The organism is Candidatus Zixiibacteriota bacterium, assembly GCA_036480375.1.
Lineage (GTDB): Bacteria > Zixibacteria > MSB-5A5 > GN15 > JAAZOE01 > JAZGGI01.
On the sequence record JAZGGI010000030.1, the window covers coordinates 1 to 7609 of the forward strand.

General features: G+C 42.4%; 6 protein-coding genes and 2 tRNA genes. 4 read left to right on the forward strand and 4 right to left on the reverse strand.

The window, feature by feature from the left end; translation table 11 throughout:
- Positions 1-190: 190 nt before the first annotated feature.
- On the reverse strand, positions 191-1294 hold the full coding sequence (locus V3V99_09915; GenBank protein ID MEE9442968.1) for an iron-containing alcohol dehydrogenase: 1104 nt from the start codon (positions 1292-1294) through the stop codon (positions 191-193).
- Between the two features lie 409 nt (positions 1295-1703).
- On the opposite strand from V3V99_09915, the gene rsgA reads away from it, so the two are divergent.
- The 3 genes from rsgA to V3V99_09930 all read left to right on the forward strand — a co-directional run bounded on the left by rsgA (position 1704) and on the right by V3V99_09930 (position 4472).
- On the forward strand, positions 1704-2810 hold the full coding sequence (gene rsgA, locus V3V99_09920) for a ribosome small subunit-dependent GTPase A (protein ID MEE9442969.1): 1107 nt from the start codon (positions 1704-1706) through the stop codon (positions 2808-2810).
- Positions 2811-2880: 70 nt separating this feature from the next.
- Positions 2881-3456: a GNAT family protein gene (locus V3V99_09925; protein ID MEE9442970.1), complete on the forward strand. Its 576-nt coding sequence runs from the start codon at positions 2881-2883 to the stop codon at positions 3454-3456.
- Between the two features lie 11 nt (positions 3457-3467).
- A complete protein-coding gene (locus tag V3V99_09930; GenBank protein ID MEE9442971.1) occupies positions 3468-4472 on the forward strand; it encodes a phosphotransferase in 1005 nt (334 codons plus the stop codon).
- A gap of 12 nt (positions 4473-4484) precedes the next feature.
- On the opposite strand, the gene V3V99_09935 is transcribed toward V3V99_09930, so the two are convergent.
- The 3 genes from V3V99_09935 to V3V99_09945 all read right to left on the reverse strand — a co-directional run bounded on the left by V3V99_09935 (position 4485) and on the right by V3V99_09945 (position 6254).
- Positions 4485-5879, reverse strand: coding sequence for an MATE family efflux transporter (locus V3V99_09935; protein ID MEE9442972.1), 1395 nt, complete (start codon positions 5877-5879; stop codon positions 4485-4487).
- Positions 5880-6044: 165 nt separating this feature from the next.
- Positions 6045-6126 (reverse strand) — tRNA-Tyr (locus tag V3V99_09940).
- A 55-nt stretch (positions 6127-6181) separates the two neighbouring features.
- A tRNA-Thr gene (locus V3V99_09945) sits at positions 6182-6254 on the reverse strand.
- 300 nt (positions 6255-6554) lie between these two features.
- Here V3V99_09945 and V3V99_09950 point away from each other — a divergent pair.
- On the forward strand, positions 6555-7460 hold the full coding sequence (locus tag V3V99_09950; GenBank protein MEE9442973.1) for an MBL fold metallo-hydrolase: 906 nt from the start codon (positions 6555-6557) through the stop codon (positions 7458-7460).
- Positions 7461-7609 lie beyond the last annotated feature (149 nt).

Here is a 7609-nt window from a genome sequence, read left to right on the forward strand (position 1 = left end):
CGGACTACCGATTCAGGACTCTGGCTTCTGTTGGCACTCATAACTAACTCCTCTCTGATATGCCAAATCTACAAAACCACGTCTTAATTACAAGTACTACGTGTCCGGATTAGGCTGAAACGACACACTCACATGTTAAGTATACAGGTGTCCAAATAGCATCCATAACGAGTCATTTTGCTTTTCTTTATCATAATGCTTTCTGATAAATATCCACAATTGACTCTTTGGTAATTGTCGCGGGCGTAATTTTTATATCGCCCCTGATGATTGTCTTTCCAGCAAAGTTAGCAAACTCTCCAGGATCAACCCCGTATTCCGATAGAGACGTTGAAATCCCCAGACTATTAACAAATGCTTGAATGCCTCCGACTTTCTCAAACATACTATCGAGCCGTACTACTTTTTCAATCACTGTCGATTTTTCCCTCATGAAATTCAAAAACTCCGGCAATAAAATGGCGTTAGCTTTGCCGTGCGGAATATTATGATATACGGTCAACGGATACGCCATTATATGAAGCAAAATCGTGCTGGCATGCGCAATAGCAATTCCGCCCAGAGTTGAGGCATAAGCCATGGCATCCATCGCACCTTTATCTCCATCCCGAGCCACAGGCAAATTATCCCGGACGATTTCAATCGCATGCAGCGCCAGCATATCGTTCATCTTAAACGATTCAGTCGATAAGTATGCTTCGACGGCGTGCGTCAAAACATCCATTCCGGTACTTACAATTACATTTTCGGGCATAGTGTAGGTAAGTTCAGGGTCCACTAATGCTACGCGAGGAAATATTTCCTCAAAACCGATCGCTCCTTTAGACTTTTTTTCTCTATCGGTAAAGACGGCATAAGGAGTCACTTCGCTTCCGGTACCGGATGTTGTGGGGATGCAAATATTAGGCAGAGGTTTATTCTCGAGACTTTTACCGGCCATATATACGCCTATCTCTCCGGGATTAGTGGCCAATACCGCGATTCCCTTGGCCGCGTCCATGCACGATCCTCCTCCAATGCCGACGATAATGTCGGCCTTGTTCGAAACCGCGGTCTTTTTTCCCCGTGTGATTGTGTCGATTGATGGATTCTCTTCCACGTCATCAAAAACGGCGACCGTGCGATCTTTTAAATTTTCACGAGCGGCCTCCACAGCTGGACTTTTTGACGACACAATTTTATCGGTTACAATAAGAATATTATCTTCGAATGGACGCAGGATACTGCCCAATCTGGAAATTCCACCTCGACTGAAAATAATTTTTGTCGGAATATGAAATTCAAAATTCTTCATAGGCTATCTGCAATTCAATCCGCTATAATATGGTCCAACAGGAAATCCTAATGTAATCCGTGAATTGTTTCTATGCAACAGATGAAAACTCAATATTTATCTCAGGCCGACTTTTATCTTGACAGTTTTGAAACATTGTATATACTTATTGCGTAGTCTTTGATATTATGCTATTTGACGATGTAGTTCTGAAAGGAGAATTTTATGACTGAACGGGCGGAAGTTCTTATTTAATATCATGCCCGTAAGCTGCGGTATTTTTATTTATCGCGGTTATATAATCTATTCATCTCTTTTTTACCGCGGGCGTGGTATATGTCTGCGGATATCCTCCAAAAAACTCAATGGATTTCCGTGTACCTGATAGGTACGATGAAAGATTAATATCAAATTGAAGGAAAAAGAAGAAATGAATATAAAATCTTTGGGTTGGAATGATGAATTTGAGAGTCATCTAAATTCTCTGAATAACGACAATTATACTCCCGGTAGAATTATCCGCGAGCATCGAAAAATATATATCGTTGAGACCGAGCAAGGTCAGTTGCAGGCTGAAGTATCCGGACGCTTTATGCATGCCGCCAAATGCCTCAGCGATTTTCCCGCGGTCGGCGATTGGGTAGCCCTGTCGGTTCGACCAGATGAAAAACGGGCAACTATCCATGCCCGGCTTCCCCGCAAATCATCTTTCAGCCGTAAGGCGGTATTGTCGGGCAGCAAAAAAACCGATGGAGGAAAAACCGATGAACAGGTTCTGGCGGCCAATATCGATAAGGTATTCCTCGTCTGCGGTCTGGACGATAATTTCAACATTCGACGCATCGAACGGTATTTATCAATCGCCTGGGACAGCGGCGCCAACCCGGTAATCGTCCTTAATAAGGCCGATGTCTGCCCGGATGTGGAGGCATGCCTCGAAGAAGTTGAGTCGGTCGCGATAGGGGTAACAATCCTAACAGTCAGTGCCATAGAAGGCAGCGGACTGGATCAATTGCGGACTTGCATTTCCCCCGGAAAAACTGCCGTCTTTTTGGGATCCTCAGGGGTTGGCAAATCTACCCTAATAAATCGCTTGCTGGGTGAAGACAGGCTCGATACCGGCGGCGTCCGAATCGCCGACAGCCGCGGCCGGCATACGACAATTCATCGTGAACTTATTGTTCTCCCTTCGGGAGGAATCGTCATCGATACGCCCGGTTTACGAGAAATTCAGGCTTTCGGCGATGAGGAAGGTCTCAGCCGTACGTTTTCAGATATTGAGGAATTGGCCTCGCACTGCCGTTTTGCCGACTGTCAGCATCAAAACGAACCGGGTTGTGCTGTTCGAAACGCCATTTCGTCCGGTGAGCTCGATGAATCTCGATTCAACAGCTATCTGAAATTACAAAAAGAATTAGCCCATTTGGAACGCCGCAAGGATGTCAAAGCGCAGCGTCAGCTATACCGGGAACGGGATAAGAAATACCGCCAGCATTCCCGCGAGAATAATGAGTTAAGGAAAAAGGGCCTGGCCTGATCCGGTAGTAATTTATATGTTTCTTGACTAAATAACATTAGAGCTCGAAAATTAAAGTAAAGGATATAGCATGAAAAATGAAAAAAATCTCAAACGACCACATTTTCTTGAAGGGGCAAGGATTTTCTTAACCCCTCTTTCAATTGAGGATACAGATTTAAATTTTGCCTGGGATAATGATCCGGAATTATCTTACCTGGACGGTGGTGTATTCCGGCCAAAATCAATTGAAAAAACCAGAGATGAAATTTCCAAGGCCGTGCTTAATAACAAGATGTTGATATTCAGTATTATTATTATAGAGAGCGGCGAACATATGGGCAATATTGTCCTTTTTAACATGTCTGAGTACAATCGAAGCGCGCATTGGGGAATAAAAATTGATAAAATATTCTGGCGACAAAAATATGCAACTGAAGCTGCCAGACTTTTAATCCGTTATGCTTTTAAGAGTTTGGGACTGAATAAATTGCGTTCCGGCGCCCATGAAAATAATATCGGTTCGATCAGACTTCAGGAAAGCCTGGGCTTTATAAAGGAAGGTGTTTTTAGAAAGGAGCGTTACATTCGCGGCGAATATTATGATGATATACGATTTGGCATGCTTAAAGAAGAGTTCGAAAAATTGCTTTGGGCCAACAAGTAGGAGAATTAAACATGGATTCAATTAGTGAAAAGACATTCGCACAACATAAAGACAAAATATTAATAAACGCTGCTCGTTATTTCGATAAAAATCCTGATGAACTCAAACGCCTCGGCTCATTTGAGAGTTTTGTTTTTGAATTTGAACGCAATAGTCGGGAATACATATTAAAAATCACTCATAGTCTGCATAGGAACGAAAATCAGATTCTCGGCGAGTTGGACTGGACTAATTACTTATCAGAACATGGAATCTCAGTTGCTCAACCGATTCAGTCTCTAAATAAAAAATGGGTCGAGCGAATCGATGTGGATGATTCATACTTCCTGATCTATGCTTTTGAAAAGGTAAGAGGACATCACATCAGCGAAGATGATTGGGACGATTCTCTCTTTATCAAATGGGGAAAAATAACGGGACGAATGCATGCCCTCACAAAAAAATACAAACCGATTAAGCCAGAGTTTAGGAGAATTGATGTATTTAATGATGGCTTCTTCAATTGGAAAAATATCGAACTGGAAAAATATAAATTCCCCAGAGTGTTAAAGCAATGCCATGATGTAATTGATGACATGAAACGATTACCGAGAGATGACAATTCCTTCGGTCTGATTCACACCGATCTTCATCAGATGAATTTCTTTATCGACAATGGCGACATGACGATTTTTGATTTTGACGATTGTGCCTACAATTGGTTTGCTCACGATATAGCGATTCCCTTATTTTATGAATTGCAGTCGAATCGTTTTGAGCCTCGTGACGCGACCTTCGCGCGGCGATTCTTTGCCAATTTCATGGAAGGTTATTCTTCTGAAAACCAAATTAACGCGATTTGGCTAAAACATATCCCCCTCTTTATGAAAATGCGGGAGATTGATTGTTATCTTGTTTTAAATTCAGAAATGGCTTTAGATGAAAATAATTGGGACCGCATATTCATGAAAGGACGCAGGGAAAAAATCGAAAACGGTGTACCGGTAGTAGATATTGATTTTACAATATTTTCTTAGGTGAATAAATATTTATACCTTCACATGCAACCAGTTGCCTCGGCGGTAATACAGGTAAAATATCCACGTTATTGCGATATTTGAAATAGTCATGCACCACCACACCGCATTTTGATTCATTCCCAGTAAATGGACACATATCAAAATCGATGGGATTTGCATAAGCCACGCGGATGTAGAATCCATAATCATAATCGGCTTGTTATCCCCGACTCCGGTGTAAATATTTTCCATCATGAAATACGCGCCAAGGAAAGGCAAAGCCAAAGCGCTTACGTATAATATTGTAATTCCGTATTCAATTATTTCCGGGTCATCAAAGAACAATCCCATTATATACCGCGCGAATATCACAGTCAATAATCCTAAAAATATCATAATGCCGGTCGCCAGACGAATAGCCTGAGTAGCCGTTTGCTTTGCGCGCTCAAATTTCTTTGCCCCAAGATTATGTCCTATCAGAGCCGATAATCCTAATCCGATTCCCACCATCAGCATGACTCCCAGAGCGGCGATATGCTGACTGACGCCGTAAGCCGCCACCACTCCTGTTCCAAAAGTCGCTATTATCGGCATTATTACCGCTCGCGAAGTCGTAAACGAAAACGATCCGATCGCGGCCGGAGCGCCGATTTTCAATATCTGCCACATGGTATCGTATCGAATTTTCTCTTTGGACCATAACCTCAGCTTAATATTGGTTCCCCCCATGTACATGATTATCATACCGACGGTAAAAGCCAGCGCATAGGAAATAACCGAAGCCCAGGCGGCTCCCTTGACGCCCCAGGCGGGAAAAATCCACCAACCGAATATCATAAACGGATCAAGAATTATATTGAATACCGAAAGCGATATCATCAGCGCCATGGCGATATTAGGATTGGCCGTTCCGCGCATTGAGGTAAACACTGAATAAGTAGCAAAATTAAATCCCAGCCCAATAAAAATAATGCGCGAGTAAATAACCCCGATTTCATGAACCTCGCCCTCGGCTCCTAATAAACCCAGTGCCCAGGGTGTTAGTAGGTAACCGATAAAACCAAAAAACAGAGCCGCGATCCATTTTAATAAAATCGTATCTTTAATCGACCTCTCGGTTCGCTCGACATTTTTCTCGCCGTATCGTCTTGAAATAATCGCGACCGAACCAACTCCGACAATATGATTAGCCGAGTGAGCTACCCACAGCATCGGCCCGGCGATAGTCAGCGCCGCGACAGCTTCCGGTCCCAGGCTCGACACCCAATACATATCAACCAGGCTATAAATATTGCCGAGACCAAAACCAATCATCGAAGGCAGTCCCATCTTCAGGATCGAACCGATTATGGAGCCTTCGGTATGATCAGTCAGTTTTTTTTCAACCGGTTTTCTATTGCTGATAAATTTCGCCTGGTCGGACACAAAACTCCCCATAATTATTTAATTTTAGAGGCCAATCTACCATTTAATTAACGCCGCGCCAATCACTTTTTTCTAAACTCGGTAATACGCTCTAACACGAATAAAAGTCACAAGTGGTTAAAAACAAAAAGACTCCAAATCCCAAAATTCAGAGCCTTAAAATTATGGAGGGGGAAGGATTCGAACCTTCGAAGGCTTCGCCAATAGATTTACAGTCTATCCCCTTTGGCCACTCGGGAACCCCTCCGATATTTATAAAAATATTTTCCTTTAGCTTCTCCTGTTACCATCTCTGATTTTTCAGCCGGCGAGAGGACTCGAACCCCCGACAGGCTGATTACAAATCAGCTACTCTACCATCTGAGTTACGCCGGCCTGTCAAAATTCAGGGCTATAACATAGTTATTATCATCGACTTGTCAAGAGATTTTCTTGACCGCATAATACTATGGGTATCCTTTTTACGAAATTGTATATCCAATATTTAATACGCGACTTTAATCATATTTTTCAGTCTTAGTATATTAAGGGATTGTCAGGCGGAAACCCGCATTATATTTACCAATTGCGGGAATATCAATAAAATACACTCCGTAAAATAAATTGACAAATTACCCCACCTTTCATAAATATACCTCGTAGTATTGAAAAAATACCTTAATTAAGGAGGTTTAAATGAACTTGATAAAAAATTCATTTCGGATCGCCATAATTTTAATGATCGCGCCGCTGATATCGATGAGCGCGTATGCGCAGACTACCGATGAAATTAAAATTGCCACGGCCAGAATTACTGACAATCTTTATATGCTTCAGGGGTGGGGCGGCAATATGACAGTCCTCTTTGGCGATAACGGGACCTTTATGGTCGATCATCCCAGCGCCAATCAGTTCGCCAAAGTAAAAGAAACAATCGATTCTCTCGGAGGCGGACCGATCAAATACCTGTTCAACACCCATTATCACCGCGACCACACCGGAGGCAACGACCTTATCAATCAGCAGGGCGCGACAGTGTATGCTCACAAAAACGTTTACAGGACTTTATCTTCAGGTTGGAAAATAGACTATTTCGAAATAGAAAATCCTCCTCTTTCCAAAGAATGGCTGTCCGAAGTATTTATCCCTGATGAAATGACCTATAATGTGAATAACGAAAATATTAATACCTTTCATCTGGCCAACGCTCATTCCGATGGTGATGTAGCGATTTATTTTGAAAAAGCGAATGTGATAAGCGTCGGCGATATCTTCTTTAACGAAATGTATCCTTTCATTGATCTCGAAAATGGCGGAACATTTAAGGGGCTTTTAAAAGGGCTCGATACCATCCTTGGCATTATTAATCAGGACACCAAAGTAATTCCCGGTCACGGCCCGCTCACCGACTTCGCCGGTCTGAAAAATTATCGGGATATGCTGGCAGAATTCGTGGCGTCAATTCAGGCTATGATTGATTCGGGCAAAACTTTGGAGCAAGCAATTGCCGCCAAACCGACGGCAAAATACGACGAAACCAACGCCGGCTTCATCCCCCCCGACGATATGGTCAAATTTATCTATGATGATTTGAGTAAATAAAACTGTTATCTTGTAATTCTCTTGTAGATACCGTCTTATGAGTCAAGTGCAAAATTAGGGTCAAATGGTATTTTCTTTTTTAGGATAGCCTGAATTATGATGAGGAGTTTTTTCATAGAGGCTACTAGGGCGGTCATTTTTGTTTTTCC